Below are 20,415 nucleotides of genomic sequence, written 5' to 3' on the forward strand. Positions count from 1 at the left end.
CCGATAATTTACCAAATAGATCGTTTTAAAGTTTATTTATATTGTTTAATAAAATATCACTTTACTTATTTTTAATTTGGCTCTAAATTCGCGCAAATTTTATTATTAAAGTAACCTCTCAAACTTTAAAACAGTGGTTATTTACCTTCAAGAGTCGATAAACACAAATGGCCGAATCAGCCGCCACAAGCACCTCTAATAACCCTTTAGCACCCGTTATCGGGCTGTCATTTTTTGCTATTGCATCAGGCTTTTTAATGAGCCTTATTCCGCTGTCGTTACCCGCATTTAAACTCGATGAAAACCTAGCGCCTTGGCTTGCGAGCATTTTTTACTTTGGCTTACTTATTGGCGCAACCACAATAGAGCGCATTGTGGTAAAAATTGGTCATCGCTTCGCCTTTATATTATTTTTAAGCTTATTAATAGTAAGTGTGCTTGCACAACTTGCACTGCCAAATACCGTTAACTGGTTAATTGCACGATTTGTAGCTGGTGTTGCTGTTGCCGGTGTGTTTGTCGTTGTTGAGTCTTGGTTGTTAATGACCAACACAGCAAAGTCGCGGGCTAAACGTTTGGGTTTATACATGACCTCACTTTATGGGGGCAGCGCCGTAGGTCAACTTGCTATAGGGCCGCTTGGCACCGAAGGTTCAACGCCTTATTTATTTGTAGCCTCGTTATTATTTTTAGCAATTTTGGCACCTTTATTAATAACTAAAGGTCAGCCCGAAAAACAGCACCTTGAAAAACTACCACTAAAAGAAATAAAAACATTAAGCCACCCAGCTATGCTCGGATGCTTAGCATCGGGCTTATTACTGGGCCCTATTTACGGCTTAATGCCGGTGTATATTGCAGCACAAGCTGATCAAACTCAGTACACAGGGACACTTATGGCGGTTATTATTTTAGGCGGCATGGTCGTGCAGCCGCTTGTGAGTTACTTATCTACTCGGCTTGAAAAAAGCTTATTGATGGGTATGTTCTGTTTAGTAGGCGCAGCCGGTGCTGTGGGTATACTACAAGCAAACACTTTAGCAGGATTAATAGTAAGCTACTTAATACTAGGCGCATGCAGCTTTGCACTTTACCCGATTGCTATAACACTTGCGTGCGACTCATTGCCAATGGCAAAAATAGTCTCAGCAACTGAGGTAATGCTTTTGAGTTACAGTATTGGCTCGGTATTTGGCCCTATGCTTGCTGCAAATTTATCTGATGCACCCAATGGTATTGTGTTTTATTTAGCAGGCTGTTTAATCACTACCTGTATTTATATGTTTATTAAAAGCATTAAAAATATTCGCGCGGGTAAAACACCTGTTGCAGGCTAATTTTTAGCTTAAATACACGCTTGCTTATTAACTAATTCTAGCTGTTAAACATCTTGATTTAACAGCTAAAACTATTATTTAGCAGTGAGTTTTTTATGCGGGCTCAAAAAAAACATCTTTTTCCACCCTTGGTTTTGCGTTGTAAAAAGCCACGGCATAGGCACTAACGATAAAATAGAATAATGCACATGAGGCTGTTTTCCTGCGGCATTTCCGGTATCGCCCAGTAAGCCAATTTGACTGTTTATGCTTACTACATCACCTGTACTTACCGAGTAGTCATTTAAATGTGCAAAATAATGCACGCGCCATTTAGGCCCAAGCACCGCAACCACTTTACCACCACGAGTTAACTCACCTGCAAATATAACAATACCGCTCGTTGAGGCAACTACGGAGGTATTTTTTGTGCCAAAAATATCAATTCCTTTGTGCACACCTGATTTACCCCAAGGCTCGTACCAAAACGTGTTATGGTTCCAATCTTTACTTGTGGCACCTTGTACCGGAATCATTATTTTTTCGGGAATTAGTAAGCCTACTATTAATAAAATAGCTATTCCAATTGCAATCCACTTAAGTACTTTCACTTTTTCTATCCTTGATATTTAAATAACTTATACTGGTAAATTATTAGCCATAATAACTGAACTCATCATGAGTCGTATTTATGGTTTTATTTATGAAGTTTTATTTGAATGAAATACCCGACTAACATGTACTAAGCTGATCAATTTCAAAACAGGTTTTATAAGCAATTGAGCACTGCCCGCTATAAACAGCCATGTGCCACTTTCTATTAGTGAGTCATTTAAAAAGAAAAAACTGCCAATTAAAAACCAAACAGCAATCAAAAAATCGTTAAACGCTCCCAGCACTTCATATCGTCGCTGGATGGTAATATGCTCTTGTCCTAAATCTAAAATAAACTGATTACTGGAATCCATAAGTACTGCTCACTCTTTTATTTCATAATTTAAAAAGCTTGTTTTCACAAGCTAAGCCGCACCATACAATAACAAAATTTACGCAATAAAAAACGCTGGCCAATACGAATCAGCCAACGTTTTTATTGTTTGTGCAATACTTAACTAATCGTTTATTTTTTCTCTTTTTCTAAACGCTTTTTAAGACTCAATGCTGCATCGGCGGCTAATAAACGCATAAATTCAGAGCCATTACTTTGCTCGCCTTGGCCTGCGCCTATTACAATTTCAGGCACTAAACGACTATTACCTAAGCTTGTAAATAAAGCGGTTTGAATTTTAACTTCTGCTTTTAGCGTTTCATCAAATACATACTTTGGATCAAGTGCAGCAGACTTAGCTCTTAAACGAGCCTCAGCTAAAACGTCCATACCTAATGCTTCTAAACGTTGTTGCTTTAAAATCTCTTCTTGCTCTTTTGCAAGCTCCGCTTTTACAGCCACTCGTTGCTGCGCAGAAATAATAGCATTTGCCTTAATTCGTTCAGCATCAATTTGCTCTTTTATTTTTAGCTTTTCAGATTCAGCACGTTGCTTAGCAATTGCTTGTTCACCTAAAGCCACTTCAGTACGCGCTTGTTGCTCAGCTTTTTTAAGGTTTTGACGCGCTAGCGCTTCATCAGCGGCAGCCTGTTTTTGGGCTTCAAGGCGAGCATTTACTTTGCTTTCATAATCAATATCAATAATGCTGGCATCAACTACTGTAATACCATATGCGCCTAAAATAGGAGCGTTGCGTAGCGAATTACCTTCGTCATCCGCTTTAATATTAATCGTTACACGCTGCTGTTTACTTAAATTGCCTAAATCGTCAGATTTATCGCGCTCACCCGTACTAATAATTTGTTCAGTAACAAAAATACCGTTGGTTAATTGATCAGCAAAATCTTGGCTTAATTGACCATTACCACCAGAGTAATGTTGCTCTACCGACATCATTCGCGCCGACGCTTTTACATTTTCGGTGGTTGCACGCATTAATAAATTAGATATTAATGTTTCTTGTGAACCAAACTCTTCGTGTATTTTAAGTAAACCACGTAGAGCACCCGACTCTGCTGCTGGTACATTGCCTGGTAATCTAAAACGAGAGACACCTCGTGCGCCACCTGTTGTGGTATCTAAAAATCGAATTGGTATTAGCGGTACAATTGCGCTTGCTGTTGCACCGGCATCGCCCGTAAAGTTAATCGAAATTACTTTTTTATAAGCGGATGTACTACCAAATGCTTTTAAGTAAGGGCCGGCTTGATTTATTACGGTTAAGTTACCTGTAAAAGCCGACTGATGTACTAAACGCTCATCTGCTTCATTCCACGAAACAACTTGCGATGTAAGAGTTGCTATCACGACCAATACAACCACAATTGATGACACTATAATTACATTACGACGACCAAATCGACTCATAAATGAGTCACTTTTTACTGCTGGGACTGCTTTTTCGCTATCCATTTATATTACTCTCCATGTTTAATTTCTTTTTAACAAAGTAAATAATTTCCTGTTCACTCAAATGTGCGCAAAAGCTACCAGAGCGATGTAACTCAACAAATGTTGCAAGGATCTCTTCTTTACCCTTAGCTGTTTTATCTTGGTTTTCTTGTGTTTGATTTTTTTCTGTTAGTTGAGTGATTAGTTCATCCACTATCGTGTCTTTATCAAACAGTACGTTGTATTCCTTGGATTTTCTTACCCGACTTTTATGTACGTTGCTGTAAATTACATAAAGTGCAACGCATAAAATAATAACAAGTAAACTTAGCCCAATAATATAAATAATCATAGGATCTACTTAAATTGGTTAGAATATTTATCAGTAATAACACTTGTAAAAATTGATACAAATTTGTTAAGCCGATGATTTTACATTAAACCCAAGCAAAAAACAGATTAAATAATCACGAATAAATTTAAAGCTGAAATTATACTGAGCATCGAAAAGTAGGTTTATATTAATAAAAAAGCCACCTGATTAGGGCAGCCGTTTTATAACTACTTATTTTTAAGCTTATTTTTGAGCTTAGTTTTAAATATTAATTACTATCGTTTTCTTCGCGTTTATAAATATACGTTTGTTGAGTTTTGAAGCCAAAACCAATTGGTTCAGCGCCATTTACTAGCTTAACTTTTCCATCTTCAATATTTAAATTTGGTCCAAGTATTTCAATCGCTTTTATTGGCTTATCAGAACCCTCAATGCCAGGGCCTATTAAATAAAACTGACTAACTTGCGTTACATCCGTTTCGTCATCCCAATCGCACTTACCATCTGCATCATTATCTGCACACGACGGGCCTTCCCCAAAAAATAGCTGCGGTGTATCTGGTACATCATTACTTGTTGCAAATTTCACATCGTCATAAACCTTTGTTCCATAATGCAAATGAAAAGCATAAAGCGAACCACCGCCCCCCGTTAACGAACATTGGTTTTGTGTTGATGATGAAGATGCAGGCGTAAAGGAAGTAAAGTAAGCAACCCCACCAACGACTGTTGCTGCAGCAAGGGATTTTTCGCCTGTCCCTAATTCATATCGCCACCCTTTAAATTCCGCTAAATCAACTTCAAGATCAACAAATTTATCAACGTCATCAAGTGCGTTACCGAATGGGTCTTCATTCATTTTCATTAAATCATCTGGCACTATTGGGGCTGGAAATTCAGTAAATATTTTTGTTACGGTGTTTTCATCACGGATCATATACAGCTGATCTTGCTCATTAGTAGCTAGTGGGTTTGAACGATTTCCGCTACCTATTACTATTGCGTCGTACGGGGTATCTAAACGGGTCGTGATCATTTCACCACCATAATTGGTTTTAGTGACTTTACTAAACAGCGTTCTCGCAACTAACGGTTTGTAAAAAAAACGTCTGTCTTGCGACGCTAATGTACTGCCAAGCTCCGCAAGTTTAAAATGAGTAATATCATCTTCATCGTCACTAGGAATATCTACTCGCCAAATATTACCGCCAGTATCGGTTGCATAAATTCGGTCAATATACCCGTCGTAATCTGAGTCAAGCGTAGTTACATCCGCTGCAATACTGTGCTCACCGGTAAAACCATGTTCATCTGGAGTGAGCGCCCATACCTTTTCGCCAGTTTTAGCATTAACAATGTAGATACCCAGCCCGGTTTCATCTGTTGTTCTAATCGCATTATCTTTGTTTGTATCGTAGCCTGCGCCAAATATTAGCAATGGATCCTGACCAAAGGCTTTAATGTATGCAATTTGAGGTTTAGACCATGTTTGCGCTAAATATTTAAATTCTTCTGAGCCACCAACAATAGGCTTATTCCATAATTTTTTAGGTTTTTTTGGGTCACTTATATCAAGCGCGTAGTAATTATTACCGCCTCTGCGCATGCCTGCAAATGCCCACACTTCATCATTATCACTTGCTCTAATAACACCATCATTTAACCCTTCGCTATTTGAGCCTTTATTATTAAAGAACACACTTATAGGCCCATCCATGCCATACACTTTTGTATTTGCAAGATTACTACGCAAAGCAGGAATATTTTTTAATAAGGCAGCAGGTGTAAAAGCCCACTTTTCTTCAACAGTATCGCCTTTGTCTTCGAACATATGCAAAAAGCCGGCATTAGTACCAACGAGTATATGAATACTTCCATCGCCGTAATCTATAGATACCGGCTTTGAATGCAAAGGGTCGCCAAAAATATTGATTCGTTGATCTACTGATGAGTTATCACCGTCTTCATTATCAACATCAATTCCTCGCGCCCAGCTAATATCACTTTCCTGTAAAGTTAACCCAATATTAGGAATCAAATCAGGAGCAAGATCGGTAACTGTACTTGTCGCTAAATTTAAAATGGTTTGTACTTTATCAAAAGTAAAATCAATAATACTGCCCGTTTTATCTATATAAATTTTACGGCTATCGGGGTCTAAAGTTGATAAAAGTAAATTTACGCCACCCTGAGCTACTAAATTCCCATCTGCAGGCTTATTAGTTGGCAACCAAAATGTTCGCGCTTTCTCATCAATTAACCCATTTTCATCAAGGGCTATTTTATCAGTTGAATCGACTATATTTGCACCAGACACTTTAAGCTTTTTTAAATTCCCGCTCCAACGTGCGCCTGTTTCTGGGTAAAACATCGCAAAGTAAATTGACTCTCGACTACGTGTTTGGTCAACATTATTACTAGCTACCGTAGGGGATGAAAAACTATCGTTAACTTCGCGTATTTTCGATATTGTATTATTAAGCGCTTCAGAAAGTTCAGTCGATGTTTCTGCATGTAAGTACTCGCCGCCGCCCAATAAAGCGGTTTTTTCTAATAACTTTTTACCATTTGTACTCATGCCACTACCAAAACCGATAGTAAAAACGCGTCCGGTATCGGCAACCTCTGGCGTAGTGTCGTACAAATCCACCTCTACATCTCTTGTACCATGTATTATCTGAGCTAAAGCGGCTAAATAACTACTACTTGTTTTAGTAGGGTTTGAGCCAAAAGTAGATTTGTATAATGATTTGATATCATTGTTTCGGTTAGTATCATTTTGAGGATCACCGTCAGTCATCAAAATTAAATTGATTGAGTTATCACAACGTACGTCGGCACCAACTGCTTGGGTAAATGGTGATATGTATCTAGAGTTATTGTCGTAGTATAGAGAACCAGTTTCAGCAGAAAAATCGCGCTCATTTGAGTTTTGCCCGTAGTACACTTTCTGACCTGTTAGATACAAGTAGGCTTCCCATAGGGTTTCTGTAACTGGGGTACTACCAGCTGCTGGTAAATTGTAAATTTGGCTTAGAATTGTAGAATGGGGAGATCCAAGGCCAGCCATAATATAGCCGCCATTATCATTTTTAAAACGCATCAAACCAAAATCGATAGAGCTATTATCGGTAACTAACTGACTCATTGCGCTTATACCAGCATCGATTTTTCTAGGTCCACCATTAGGCAACTTAGTCTTCATACTTCCTGAAGTATCAAAAATAATAAGTACACGAGGGTTTTCGTCGGTTTCAACATTATGGTTTACGTATAGTTCTATATCTTCGGCAAATACAGAAACGCTAATACCTACCCCGAATAACAAGGCAGCTATTTTTTTTAGTTTAAATTGCATTTTTAAATCCCTTTATTTGCGCTTTTTATTTTTATTGCGCAAGTTAATAACTACTCTATTCCCTGTTTAATTTTTAGTAATATTGAGGTGGGACTAAAAATTAAAACAAAAGTCATATCTAGCTATTCATCACAAAACAGTGATTAGCATCCACATGGTGTCAATGCTATAAAATATATATTACTTCGATTTTCAAATAAAAACAGACTAAAGTCAAAGACATTAGGTTTTATTTTCAATTAAAAACAACAACTTAAACAAAACAATCCCGTTTTTCTGCACAGTATAATCACGTTACAAAGTAATATTTTTACCTATGTTTCTATATTTATAGATCTATGTTTTAGGTAACAAGTACTTACCAATATAAATTAGTAACGTAAAGCTCTAAAAATCACCTTTAAAAACACTATTATTCAGTAAAACTGTTTTATTAAAAGAAGTGTGTTTATAGGTAACTACGGTTATTCAAACATACAAAAAAGCCCATATTAGGTGCTACCTAATATGGGCTTTTACACTCTCGCTAAATTATAGGCGCTTTATACAAGCATTCTTATAAAGATAACTCTTTTTTAGCGCGAGTTAAGTTATGTGTTACAAGTGAGTTTTTAGAAATTTGAACTGCTTCATATAAATCAGAAATACCAGCAGTGTCTTTTTGAGCCTTAATACGTGCTACACCACGGTTACTTAATGCAAACGATGTAAGTTCACGTACTTTTAAACGTGGACCATGACTTTGCTTAAGCAATGCAATTGCTTGTGTACAAATAGCTTCTGCTTCTTCGTAGTTTCTTGATTCAACATTTAAAGCACAGCTATTAAATGATTTTTCAAATGCAGGTGCTGCAGTTACAGAGTCTTCAATAACCATTAATTTATAATCACCTTGATTAGCCATTGCAGCAGCTGAGCAAGTTAATAATGAGCCAAGAGCGATGGTTTTTAAAAGTGTAAATTTCATGATTATATTCCTAATTAATTAAGTCGTACTTGTTGCCGACAACTAAACTTTAGAGTGTTAGCTCAATTACCACAAACGATAAAAACAAACCTAATAAGTGAATAAATCTAATCTATAGACTTTAGTCTAACAACCGTAAAAATACTTATTAATTACAATTAGTTAAAACCATAAAAACAACTAAACAATAAATAGAAAATACATTTTTTTATTTTTAATAATACCAATTCGCTTAATTAAGTGGTCTATTTTGAGGATGGAAAAACGTGTTGATAGCTAGGCAAAAAATTCGCTATTTGGTTGTTCTAAATGAGAATTTTTTAACGCAGGTAGCGACACGTTTAGCCCCGCAAAATGATTATGTATTATTGCGGATTGGTATAACACAATACAAAGTTAATAAACACAAAAAAGCCGATGTTGGGGTTTAATCCAACATCGGCTTTTTTACTCTCGCAATTTTATATCATGCTTTAGTAAGCACTTTATAAAACACGTTATAAAGGTTTTTTATAACGATAATTCTTCTTTAGCGCGAGTTAAGTTATGCGATACCATTGAGCTGTTAGACAATTTTGATGCTTCGTATAAATCAGCAAGTGCAGCTGTATCGTTATGCGCTTTTAAACGTGCAACACCACGGTTGCTTAATGCGAATGACGTAAGTTGGCGTACTTTAAATTTAGGGCCATCTGCGTCTTTTAAAAGTGCGATTGCTTTAGTACAAATTGCTTCAGCCTCAGCGTAATTTTTTGACTTAACATTTAGTGCGCAGCTATTAAATGATTGCTCAAGTGGCTGTGGCGCTGTTGCAGTTTCAATAACCATTAATTTGTAATCACTTTGATCAGCCATTGCAGCAGCTGAACATGTTAATAGTGAGCTAAGAGCGATAGTTTTGATAAGTGTAAATTTCATGATTAATTTCCTGTAAGTTAAGTCGTACTTGTTGCCGACAACTGAACTTTAGAGAATTAACACAACCCCGACAAACGATTAAAACAAACCTAATAAGTGAGAAAAATTAACCTATAGACCTTAGTCTAATACGCTTGAATTTTTTCTATATATTTAAATAACTTACGAACCAAAAATCGTGCCTAAAATCGCTACTTTACGTTTTAAAATGTATATAATTATTTATGCCTTTTTTTAGTTGGTTTTATTTTAAGCACCTTACTTTGGCATAGCTGAGTAACAATCAAACAAATTTATACATTTAATTACATGCAATACTAAGTCATGTATTTATAATTACAGCTCTGGTAACTTTTCATCATTAATGGATTAACTTTTTTGAAACACACACTTCCTCTTTTTGTTTTATTAAGCACGCTTTTATCATTTAGCCAAAATGCTAACGCAAGGCTTTTACTCGGTAACAACATGCCTAACACCGGTATGTTTATAAAATCAGAATTTAATGGCGATAGCAGCATTACATCTGCGGGTTTAGAAATGATGGTCAAACAAAATTACAGTAACTTTGGTGTTGTTTTTACAAGCGCAATTGGCGCGGCAGTAATCGATAATAAACAAGGCGAGCAAGAAGAATTTATAACGTGGGACAACGGAATGAAGCTTGGTTATTTTAATGACTTTTTTATATACGCCGAGCTAGGCTTAGATCTGTTCGAACTTGCCTTTAAAAACGATAGAGGCGATAACACCTACCAAATAGAAAAATCGAACAACGATATAGACGGCTACGCAGGTATAGGTGCGGGTTATCACTTTAAGCCATTTAAAATAGAAATATTTACCCGAGCACGCCAAATAGATGGCGACTACTGGGAAGCACAAGAACACATTTACAGCGGTGTGCAGCTCAGCTTTACATTTTAACTCCCCTTTTGTTTTATAAGAAAAATAAAAAGCGTGTGAAATACAGCTATTTCACACGCTTTTTAAAAAATTACATTTAACAGGTTTGATCTAAGCAACTTATATTTAACGGATAGTTTTGGCTACTTTACCAATACTCAAACCCTGAATTAAAATAGAAAACACCACAACCGCATAAGTAAGAGCCAACAAAATATCGCGCTCGTTCCCATCAGGTAACTGCAATACCAGTGCAACCGAAATACCACCGCGCAAGCCACCCCAGGTTAAAACTTTCCATGCACCAGATGGCAACTCTAATTGCTTATTAAATGTAGTGGTTGTTATACCCACAACGATTAAACGTGCCATTAACGCTATTAAAATTGTTAAGCCACCAGCAATAAACAAATTACTCGAAAATGCAATCATGACGACTTCAAGCCCTATGAGTACAAATAAAATGGCATTTAAAATTTCGTCAATCAGTTCCCAAAATAAATCAACGTAGTGGCGTGTTTTATCGCTCATAGCCATACTACGACCATGATTGCCCACCATTAACCCCATCATTACCATTGCAAGTGGGCCCGACAAATGCCAATGGCTTGCCAATGCATAACCACCAATAACGCCCGCTAAAGTAAGTAATACTTCTTCTTGGTAACTATCAATACTTTTAAGTAAGTAATATAAAATACCACCTAATACCAAACCAAAAATAATACCGCCACCGGCTTCAACCGCCAGCGTGTGTGCTACATAATAGGTTGTAGGAATATCACCACTTGATAAAACACCCAATAAAAGCACAAAAATAACCACGCCTATACCATCGTTAAACAACGATTCACCCGCAATCACGGTTTCAATACTTTTAGGCGCCCCCGCAGATTGTAAAATACCCATTACCGCAATAGGATCAGTTGGCGAAATTAATGCGCCAAACAGTAAGCACCAAATAAACGCTAAATCAAAACCAAGCAAAGGAAGTACTAAATAAAGCGCACCAGCAACAATAACCGTTGATAGCAATGTACCAACACAGGCCAAAATACCTATTGGCAATTTATAGCGCCTTAAATCGCTAACATTTACATGTAGCGCCCCAGCAAACAGCAGCATAGAGAGCATGCCATCAAGCAAAACTTCAGTAAAATCTAACTGATCGAGCAAGCTCACTTCGTAATCTATAAGATCATCAAACCCTAAAAAGCCCAAAAATATAGCGCCGATAGATAAAAGCATCGAAATAACCATAACGCCAATGGTTGTTGGCAAGCCAATAAAGCGATGGTTTACATAGGTGAGTAACGCGGTAATTGATAAAAATATCGCACTTATTTCAAGTACGCTTAGGCTGGTTCCTGGTGCCATGGTTTAAATCTCAATATTTATTTAATGATGCCTTGCTCAAAACAAGCAAAGCAGAAGGGTTATTATTTTTTATATACTTATCTCGCATTATATTCGCGTAGCCTAAACAAGCATACCCAAAATATTAATTATAAATACACCCCCTACTCTGTTAACGTATTTAGGTATTAATTTACGCATTAAATAAAACCAAAAAACCCATGTTAGGAATTAACCTAACATGGGTTTTTTTACTCTCGCTATTTTATATCATGCTTTTGGTAAGCACTTTATAAAAGCGTTTATAAAGTACTTATAAAGAAAGCTCTTCTTTAGCGCGAGTTAAGTTGTGCGATACCATTGTACTTGTAGACATTTGGTTTGCTTCGTATAAATCAGCAAGGCCAGCAGTGTCGTTGTTCGCTTTTAAACGTGCAACACCACGGTTACTTAATGCAAACGATGTAAGTTGGCGTACTTTAAATTTAGGGCCATCTGCGTCTTTTAAAAGCGCAATTGCTTTAGTACAAATTGCTTCGGCTTGTGCATAATTTTTTGACTTAACATTCAGTGCGCAGCTATTAAATGATTGCTCAAGTGGCTGTGGCGCTGTTGCAGTTTCAATAACCATTAATTTGTAATCACTTTGCTCAGCCATTGCAGCAGCTGAACATGTAAGTAGTGAGCTAAGAGCGATAGTTTTGATAAGAGTAAGTTTCATGGTCGTAGTCCTGTTGGTTAAGCCGTGCTTGTTGCCGACAACTGAACTTTAGAGAATTAACACAAAACCGACAAACGATTAAAACAAACCTAATAAGTGAATAAATCTAACCTATAGACTTTAGTCTAATGCCAAATTAATAATTTACGACAATTGATATTTATATAATCAGCAACCAAACCCACACCTTATTTAGTGCGCTCAAGTAACTTAACTACTTGGCTTACAACCATTTCTGGCTCGTCATTTTGCGGGTAGTGATAGCTCTTATTTGTTATTACTATTTCACCCCGAGGAAATGCATTAGCTAGTTTAGAGGTGAACCTAACTGCATTATTAATCCTTCCCAAAGAAGCAAAGTGAGTGAGTTTATACGTTTGTAATTAAGGTAATTAAGGTAATTAAGGTAATTAAGGTAATTAAGGTAATTAAGGTAATGAAATTGCAAGCACAAAAACAAGAAAGAAGCTAAACATACATCAAATATTGAAAAACCCGTTAGGAAACGGGTTTTTATATTATTTCTAGCCAACAAGCATTTTTGCAAATTTATGTTTTTCCAGTCTCTGCTTACTAAACCATTCTTCCACTTTCAATGGTTCACTTGTAATAGCTTGAACTAATCTAAAACCTTGGGACATACACACTGATTGGGTTGATTTTTCAGTCTTAGTATTTTTTTTTATCTCAGTTTTATAATTCATAATTACACCTTACCTTCACTCTGCATCCGATGCATTTTTGGTTAACGTATTGTGGGCTAAAAACACATCTACTGCTGCTAAGTATATGGCAAGATGCTTAGAAATAATAGATAGAAATTGAAAATCCCTTTCTTTTATAAACTGATTTGGGTTAGCGCTTGTTAGGACTAATACACCTAGAGGCTTCATTATATTATTTATTTTTCCATCGTCATCACAACGAAGTATGGGTATTGACATAAAGCTTCTGTAATTAGCGCTATCTCCTTGACTATAACTTGAGTTGAGCTCACTACTTGTTTGAATGTCAGGACAAAGCTTTGTTTCTTTATGAAGAAAGGCTAGGCCTATATGCCCATGACCAGGCTTCCAACTTCTATTACGTTGTGGTAAGCGGCTGTCACAATCTCTCCAAACAACACTAAGCTCATCTGCAACCTCATCATAAAAATACAAAGCAATATTATATTTACTTTCTGACTCAAAGCTGAACAACGCTTCCCTCTCAACAACTAATGGCTGAAGTATAGGAGCTAAAGATGCGGTTATCTCTTTCCAAAAATTATTTTCACTAATACCTTCATCACTTTCTTCTATCTTTTTTAAATCGCCTATAGCCATATCAGCCGCATAAGCAGATAGATAAAGTGTCGATATCTGATTGCTGTATATGTCGGCCATCTTCCTTAAGCCTATTTTATTTTGAGCTAACTCAGTCCTTAGTTCTCCCACTTCTTCATCTTTATGCCTTTTCATTTCTAAAATTCCAGCATACAACGACTCTTTCTTACTGTAGTTATGATTAACGTAAGTGAATAATAAATGGATTAGTACAAAAAAAATAATTGATATTAAGATGAATGTAAAAACTAAGTCATTTAGCGGGACATCTCTATCAGTAGTAATAAGGGTAGCTGAGAAACCAATTATTATTGGTGCAATTAGAGTAAACCAGATTTGAGCAAAAGTGACTGACCGCTCGACTATTTTTTCTGTTATGTCGTTATTCTTCTTTGCTGCATTTGCAAGATTTTTAAGCTTGTCATCTTGTTCCAATATTTTAGTCCTTTATATATTATTCAATGAACTCATTATGCACACTTATATTGCCTATTTACAAGCAACTAAAATATCGTATATGTATGAGTAGTTATAAAAATTTACAGCTAAAATAAAGATTAGCTTTATCCAATTAAAAATAGCAATATCTAATATTAGCTCCCTATATACTAAAACATCATTTATCACCCAAACCTATAAACTCCCTCGCCCATATGCCATAATCTAAATAATTCATTATTTTAGTAACTTGGCGCGTATTTAGGCGCTTTTAAGTTAACTACTCAGGGTTTTCAAATGGCATATCAAGAGCAAAATCAAGCAACAATCTATTGGCACGACTACGAAACGTGGGGAGCAAGCCCTCAAAAGGATAAGCCGAGCCAGTTTGCGGGTATTCGTACCGATCTTGATTTAAATATTATTGGCGAGCCGCTTATTGAATATTGTAAGCCGCAAGCGGATTACTTGCCTCACCCTGAGGCATGTTTAATTACAGGTATTACGCCACAAGTGGCGATGAAAAAAGGCTTAGTTGAAGCTGAGTTTATAGCAAAAATTCATGCCGAATTTAGCGTGCCAAACACCTGTGTTGCCGGTTATAACAGTATTCGGTTTGATGACGAAGTAAGCCGTTATAGCTTTTACCGTAACTTTTACGACCCGTACGAGCGCGAATACAAAAATAACAATAGCCGCTGGGATATTATTGATTTAGTGCGTGCTTGTTACGCGCTGCGCCCTGAAGGGATTGAATGGCCGTTAAAAGAAGACGGCAGCCCAAGCTTTAAGCTAGAGCATTTAACGGTAGCCAATGGTATTGAACACGCTGCAGCGCATGATGCACTAAGCGATGTAACCGCCACTATTGCACTAGCTAAACTAATAAAAGAAAAACAGCCAAAGCTATATAACTTCTTTTTTGGTTTGCGTGGCAAAAAAGCCCTTGCTGAATTGGTTGATGTATTTAACATGACGCCGCTGGTGCATACCACGTCGCGCATACCTGCAACACAAGGCTGTACAAGCTGGGTTGCACCAATGAGCTTTCATCCGGTAAATAAAAACGCGGTTATTTGTTTTGATTTAACCCAAAACCCACAAGTACTCATTGATTTAAACGTAGAAGAGTTACGCAAACGTTTATACACCAAACGTGTAGATTTAGCCGAGGACGATTTACCTGTTGGCTTAAAACTAGTGCATTTAAACAAGTGCCCTATTTTAGCCCCAGCTAAAACATTATTGCCTGAAAACGCCGCCCGCCTTGGGATTGACCGTGAGCAGTGCTTAGCTAACTTAGCTATTTTAAAAGCCAATACCGACCTTCGCGATAAAGTAACCGAAGTGTTTAACGAGCAAGGTGATTACAGCGCAACCACTAACGTTGACTACTTACTTTACGATGGGTTTACAAGCCATGCCGATAAAGCTAAGTTTGCGATTATTCGTGATGCTAAACCAGATGAATTAGCTGGGTTGAAGTTAGACTTTGAAGATAAAAAGTTTAATACGTTGTTGTTTAGATACCGCGCCCGTAACTGGCCTGAAACGCTAAACCAGCAAGAGCTTGACCAATGGCGCCAATATTGCCAAAACAAGTTAATGCACGGCGAAGATCAACCATCGATTAATGCGCAAGATTTTATGATCACCCTTGAAAACCTAGCGCATGAACATGACGACAGCGAAAAAAATCTTACAATTTTAAAGGCGCTATATAATTACGCTCAAAGCATGTAATTTGCTTTAATTTTGTTTATATAACGCATTAAAAACGCGACACTTTAGCAATAAAGTGTCGCGTTTTTTGTTTATAAATATCTGTACCACTTCAAAAAAAGAAAAATCTATTTCACAAAGAGAAGCGAATGAGGAGTAAATGAGAAACATAAAAACAATAGTTTTTTAGATCTATCACTGCCTCTAAAAGCGCAGCGCCTCATAACCTCTTTGTGAATAAATTATTTTACGGGCTTTGCCCGTCACGCAAGCAAGCTTCGCGTCTACAAATTAAACCCCAGCTACACTTTGGGGTAAACGTAGAGCTTGCTCACGTGAAAAGCACAGCTTTTAATTACTTAAATAAAACTCTATTCACAAAAGAAGCGCATGAGGAGTAAATGAGAAGACATAAAAACAATAATTTTTTTATCTATCACTGCCTCTAAAAGCGCAGCGCCTCTAAACCTCTTTGTGATAAATCACTCTACGGGCTTTGCCCGTCACGCAAGCAAGCTTCGCGTCTACAGCGTTACTTTTTATGCAGCGCTTCAATGCGTGCTAGTAAACTTGAGGTGTCGTATCTGCCACCGCCGAGTGCTTGTACGTCGGCGTAGTATTGATCGACCGTTGCGGTCATTGGTAAAGTAGCGCCATTGTTTTTAGCTTCATCGAGTGCAATGCCTAAATCTTTACGCATCCAATCTACGGCAAAACCAAACTCATATTCACCCGCCCACATTGTTTTGTAGCGGTTTTCCATTTGCCACGAACCGGCTGCGCCTTTAGATATTGTTTCTATTACTTTTTCACCATCAAGCCCAGCTTGCTTAGCAAAATGTAAGCCTTCGGCTAAACCTTGCACTGCGCCAGCAATACAAATTTGATTAACCATTTTACAAAGTTGTCCCGAGCCAACGCCGCCTAACAGTTGGCTAAAGCGACTAAACGCCGCCATTACTGGCTGCACTTTAGCAAATACGGCTTCATTGCCACCCGCCATAACCGTTAATACGCCGTTTTCGGCGCCAGCTTGTCCGCCCGATACAGGCGCATCTATAAAGTCGATATTTTGCAGAGCCGCTTTTGCAGCCACTTCGCGGGCTACTTCGGCAGAGGTTGTGGTGTGATCAACCAAAACAGTGTGCGGTAACATGCCCGCTAACACACCATCTTCGCCATACACTACTGAGCGTAAATCGTCATCGTTACCAACACACATAAATACGATGTCGGCATTGTTGGCAGCTTCGCGCGGGGTTGATGCAAGGCTTCCTGAATGTTCTGCAGTCCACGTTTGTGCTTTAGCTTGAGTACGGTTATAAACGCATACGCTGTGCCCTGCTTTTGCTAAATGCCCCGCCATTGGGTAACCCATTACGCCTAAACCTATAAATGCGATTTTCATTGACATAAAAATGACCTATTTAACTGATAACTTAGAAACTAGACCTCGATTATGTCAACCGGTCGATAAAAAAGCGAATGAAAGTCTTTATAAAATTTCCTTAGCGGGAAAGGTAAGTAGGTAACCTATGGACAGTATTTATCAATTTAATGCACCACTTTTTAACAGCGAAAATTTTTCTCTTAGCCAGTTACAGGGCAAAACCGTCCTTATTGTTAATACAGCGAGTAAGTGTAATTTTTCGGTGCAATTAAATGCGCTCGAAAAGCTCTATCAGCAATACAAAAGCAATGGTTTTACTGTACTTGCGTTTCCGTGTAACCAGTTTGGCCAAAATGAGCCGCTTGATAATTTAGCCATTAAAGACTTTTACCAAGAGCAATTTAATGTCTCATTTGAGGTATTTGGTAAAGTAATGGTAAACGGGCCAGAAACACATCCGTTGTTTAATTATTTAAAGTCGCATACGCGGGGTATTTCGCAAAATCGTGCAATTAAGTGGAATTTCACTAAGTTTTTAATTAACTCACAAGGGCAACTTGTTGCACGCTATGCACCACGTACTAAGCCCGAAACACTTAAACAAGTAATAGAAAGCAACCTACTGCAAGCCGCAAAGTTAAGCGCTGCTAGAGGTGGTAAAAAAGTATCGTCAAAAATACCTTTGTTTACGTCGGCTAAGGCATAAATTAGGGCTTAATTTAAATCAATAAAATGCGTGTTACTAAAGCACAGGTTTATAAAGTAGTTTATTGTATTAGTAATAAATAATACTCCTTAAGCGTCGAGGCTATTACCATGAACATTGCTTTTTTTAGTACTCAAAAGTACGAACTGCCTTTTTTTGAACAAAGTACACGCGATCACCGTGATATAAAAATAACGTATTTTGAGCAAGCCCTGAGCGAACAAACGGCCATTTTAACAAACGGGTTTGATGCCATATGCGTATTTGTTAACGACACTGTAAACGCCACTGTTATTGAACAATTGGCGAGCCAAGGCATAAATACTATTTTGCTACGTTGTGCAGGATTTAATAATGTTGATTTACCTGCAGCAAAAGCACATAAAATTAAAGTATTACGTGTTCCTGCTTACAGCCCTGAGGCCGTAGCCGAGCATTGTATTGCACTTATGCTAACGCTTAGCCGTAAAACACATAAAGCGTATAACCGCGTACGCGAAGACAACTTTGATTTAAATGGATTGCTTGGTTTTAACTTGCACAATAAAACCGTGGGTATTGTAGGTTGCGGTAAAATTGGCCTTGCGCTGTGTAACATTTTAAATGGCTTTGGCGCTAATGTATTAGTGTGCGACCCCTACGCACAACCTGGCAATTATACAATTACCGATATAGACACCTTACTTAGCCAAAGCGATGTGATTTCTTTGCATTGCCCCCTAACGGAGCAAACTCATCATTTAATAGATGATGAGGCATTTAGTAAAATGAAAACCGGCGTTATGCTTATTAACACCTCTCGCGGTGCACTGCTTAACAGCAAAGCGTGCATTAATGCACTTAAAACTAAAAAATTAGGCTACTTGGGGCTCGACGTTTACGAGCAAGAGTCGGAGCTGTTTTTTAAAAACCACAGCGACGAAATAAATCAAGACGATATATTCTCGCGCTTAGTGAGCTTTAAAAATGTTTTAGTAACAGGCCATCAGGGCTTTTTTACCCAAGAAGCACTCACCGAAATAGCAAACACAGCTTACTTAACGCGCTTGAAGTAAATGAAGGTAAACCTCTAACTAATGAGGTTTTATAAATACCTTAGCTGTACCTAAATAATAGGCACAAAAAAAGCGAAGTGCGTTTTAAACTCACTTCGCTTTATTAATTTATTTTAGGGCTTAGATAAAATTAACCAAAGGCAACGTTTGCAAATACCAAGGTCATTAATATTGGGCAAACAAAACGAATATACTGAGAAAACCAGTAATGTACGCCGATTGTTGCTTGGTGTAATTTATTACCACGCTGCCACATCCACCCTACTGTAATAAAGTAAAATAAGCCCATAAGCGGTAATTGGTATTGGGTAAATAGCATAATGACTAAGCCAAATAACCAATCAAAATTTAATATAATCGCGCTTGCACACACAAGTACAACAGCGCTTACTGCCCACGTTGCTTTGGTGCGGCTAACGTTGTGATTTTCGACTAAAAACGCTACCGGAATTTCAGTAGTCGATATAGTTGACGTAACCGATGCGATAGACATTAATACAAAAAACAATAAACCGACTAATAAACCAATTTCGCCCATGGTGCTAAATAGCTCAGGCAAAATAGCAAAAATAAGTTGCCCTTCACCAATCAGTTTACCGCCACTAAATACTTCTACACCGTTGTGCTGCGCCACATAAATAGCAGGAATAATAAGTAACCCCGCTAAAAAAGCAACGCCAGTATCCAGTAGTGCAACACCTGCGGTGAGCTTTGGTAAATTAGCATCTGGCTGTAAATACGAGCCGTAAATCATCATACAGCCCACACCTAAAGAGAGCGAAAAGAACGCTTGCCCCATTGCAGCAATAATTAAATTAGGGTCGAGTATTTGGCTAAAATCAGGAATTAAATACGCAGCAAAGCCTTCACTTGCGCCATCGAGTGTTGCAATGTAGGCAATTAAACCAACAAGCAGCACAAGTAACAGTGGCATTAAACGGCGCGACCAGGTTTCGATTCCCGATTTAACACCTTTTAAAATAATACTGGCAGTTAAAATAAGCATAAGCGGCGTAAATACAAAATTACGCAGCACTGAGTCGCTATGTAAAAACTCGCTTGCGCCTGTAAACCCAAAAAAAGTTGTTATAGGTTCAATAGCGTACGAGAGCATCCACCCTGCTACTATTGAGTAAAAACTTAGCATAACAACTGCGCCCGCAAGGCCTATATAACCTGCCGCAGCACCAACCTTACGGTTAGTGTTTTGCCATGCATCGCCCAATGCTTTTACAGGGTTAGCTTGTGCTTTGTGACCTAAATATAGTTCGGTATACAGCGCAGGAAGCGCAAGTAAAAATATAACAATAAAGTAAACCAGTAAAAATGCACCGCCACCATGGTTGGCCGCTTGCGTAGGAAAACCCCAAATATTACCTAAACCCACTGCTGCGCCAGCAGCGGCTAAAACAAAACCAAGTCGGCTTTGAAACCCATCACGCACTTGTGCCATACATCTACAA

17 protein-coding genes and 2 pseudogenes are annotated in these 20,415 nt (G+C 37.8%); 5 read left to right on the top strand and 14 right to left on the bottom strand.

Annotated features, from left to right (window positions below):
- The first annotated feature begins 167 nt into the window (after positions 1-167).
- A complete protein-coding gene (locus AC5NT5_RS09995; protein ID WP_188161532.1) occupies positions 168-1,337 on the top strand; it encodes an MFS transporter in 1,170 nt (389 codons plus the stop codon).
- A 74-nt stretch (positions 1,338-1,411) separates the two neighbouring features.
- On the opposite strand, the gene AC5NT5_RS10000 is transcribed toward AC5NT5_RS09995, so the two are convergent.
- The 7 genes from AC5NT5_RS10000 to AC5NT5_RS10030 all read right to left on the bottom strand — a co-directional run bounded on the left by AC5NT5_RS10000 (position 1,412) and on the right by AC5NT5_RS10030 (position 9,333).
- Positions 1,412-1,927, bottom strand: a complete 516-nt coding sequence (locus AC5NT5_RS10000) for a M23 family metallopeptidase (RefSeq protein WP_188161533.1) — start codon at positions 1,925-1,927, stop codon at positions 1,412-1,414.
- Positions 1,928-2,017: 90 nt separating this feature from the next.
- Positions 2,018-2,284, bottom strand: a complete 267-nt coding sequence (locus AC5NT5_RS10005; RefSeq protein ID WP_494512889.1) for a YrhK family protein — start codon at positions 2,282-2,284, stop codon at positions 2,018-2,020.
- A gap of 152 nt (positions 2,285-2,436) precedes the next feature.
- Positions 2,437-3,777, bottom strand: coding sequence for an SPFH domain-containing protein (locus AC5NT5_RS10010; protein ID WP_494512888.1), 1,341 nt, complete (start codon positions 3,775-3,777; stop codon positions 2,437-2,439).
- Positions 3,770-4,108 carry a methanolan biosynthesis protein EpsI gene (locus tag AC5NT5_RS10015; RefSeq protein WP_182673484.1) on the bottom strand — a complete coding sequence of 113 codons (339 nt, stop codon included), beginning with the start codon at positions 4,106-4,108 and terminating at the stop codon, positions 3,770-3,772. Before AC5NT5_RS10015 ends, AC5NT5_RS10010 begins: the two co-directional genes overlap by 8 nt.
- Positions 4,109-4,358: 250 nt before the next feature.
- Positions 4,359-7,448, bottom strand: a complete 3,090-nt coding sequence (locus tag AC5NT5_RS10020; RefSeq protein WP_494512887.1) for a pilus assembly protein — start codon at positions 7,446-7,448, stop codon at positions 4,359-4,361.
- A gap of 556 nt (positions 7,449-8,004) precedes the next feature.
- Complete coding sequence (locus AC5NT5_RS10025) at positions 8,005-8,415, bottom strand: hypothetical protein (protein WP_182711598.1); 411 nt, start codon at positions 8,413-8,415, stop codon at positions 8,005-8,007.
- Positions 8,416-8,925: 510 nt separating this feature from the next.
- Positions 8,926-9,333, bottom strand: a complete 408-nt coding sequence (locus AC5NT5_RS10030; protein WP_002963253.1) for a hypothetical protein — start codon at positions 9,331-9,333, stop codon at positions 8,926-8,928.
- A gap of 378 nt (positions 9,334-9,711) precedes the next feature.
- On the opposite strand from AC5NT5_RS10030, the gene AC5NT5_RS10035 reads away from it, so the two are divergent.
- The gene (locus tag AC5NT5_RS10035) at positions 9,712-10,260 is read left to right on the top strand and encodes a hypothetical protein (RefSeq protein ID WP_494512886.1); all 549 of its coding nucleotides are present in this window, start codon (positions 9,712-9,714) and stop codon (positions 10,258-10,260) included.
- Between the two features lie 105 nt (positions 10,261-10,365).
- Here AC5NT5_RS10035 and AC5NT5_RS10040 read toward each other — a convergent pair whose 3' ends face one another.
- The 5 genes and pseudogenes from AC5NT5_RS10040 to AC5NT5_RS10060 all read right to left on the bottom strand — a co-directional run bounded on the left by AC5NT5_RS10040 (position 10,366) and on the right by AC5NT5_RS10060 (position 14,076).
- The gene (locus AC5NT5_RS10040; protein WP_494512885.1) at positions 10,366-11,616 is read right to left on the bottom strand and encodes a cation:proton antiporter; all 1,251 of its coding nucleotides are present in this window, start codon (positions 11,614-11,616) and stop codon (positions 10,366-10,368) included.
- Positions 11,617-11,908: 292 nt separating this feature from the next.
- Positions 11,909-12,316 (bottom strand): hypothetical protein, encoded by a 408-nt coding sequence (locus tag AC5NT5_RS10045; RefSeq protein ID WP_290175155.1) that lies wholly within the window; start codon positions 12,314-12,316, stop codon positions 11,909-11,911.
- 188 nt (positions 12,317-12,504) lie between these two features.
- Positions 12,505-12,633, bottom strand: a pseudogene (locus tag AC5NT5_RS10050) (alpha/beta fold hydrolase); the annotation flags it as partial.
- A gap of 207 nt (positions 12,634-12,840) precedes the next feature.
- Positions 12,841-13,020 (bottom strand): hypothetical protein, encoded by a 180-nt coding sequence (locus tag AC5NT5_RS10055; protein WP_197102435.1) that lies wholly within the window; start codon positions 13,018-13,020, stop codon positions 12,841-12,843.
- A gap of 15 nt (positions 13,021-13,035) precedes the next feature.
- Complete coding sequence (locus AC5NT5_RS10060; protein ID WP_494512884.1) at positions 13,036-14,076, bottom strand: GAF domain-containing protein; 1,041 nt, start codon at positions 14,074-14,076, stop codon at positions 13,036-13,038.
- Between the two features lie 300 nt (positions 14,077-14,376).
- On the opposite strand from AC5NT5_RS10060, the gene sbcB reads away from it, so the two are divergent.
- Positions 14,377-15,822 (top strand): exodeoxyribonuclease I, encoded by a 1,446-nt coding sequence (gene sbcB, locus AC5NT5_RS10065; protein ID WP_007581911.1) that lies wholly within the window; start codon positions 14,377-14,379, stop codon positions 15,820-15,822.
- A 511-nt stretch (positions 15,823-16,333) separates the two neighbouring features.
- On the opposite strand, the gene AC5NT5_RS10070 is transcribed toward sbcB, so the two are convergent.
- The gene (locus tag AC5NT5_RS10070; RefSeq protein WP_494512883.1) at positions 16,334-17,215 is read right to left on the bottom strand and encodes an NAD(P)-dependent oxidoreductase; all 882 of its coding nucleotides are present in this window, start codon (positions 17,213-17,215) and stop codon (positions 16,334-16,336) included.
- A 121-nt stretch (positions 17,216-17,336) separates the two neighbouring features.
- Here AC5NT5_RS10070 and AC5NT5_RS10075 point away from each other — a divergent pair, with 121 nt between their 5' ends.
- Entirely contained in the window at positions 17,337-17,897 is a 561-nt protein-coding gene (locus AC5NT5_RS10075; protein ID WP_007581908.1) for a glutathione peroxidase, read from the top strand.
- A gap of 110 nt (positions 17,898-18,007) precedes the next feature.
- Positions 18,008-18,987: pseudogene (locus tag AC5NT5_RS10080) on the top strand (2-hydroxyacid dehydrogenase).
- Between the two features lie 95 nt (positions 18,988-19,082).
- Here the strand turns inward: AC5NT5_RS10080 and AC5NT5_RS10085 are convergent.
- Positions 19,083-20,405 carry a sodium-dependent transporter gene (locus tag AC5NT5_RS10085; RefSeq protein ID WP_494512882.1) on the bottom strand — a complete coding sequence of 441 codons (1,323 nt, stop codon included), beginning with the start codon at positions 20,403-20,405 and terminating at the stop codon, positions 19,083-19,085.
- Between the last annotated feature and the right edge of the window lie 10 nt (positions 20,406-20,415).

This window comes from Pseudoalteromonas sp. J2K-J599 (assembly GCF_059295115.2).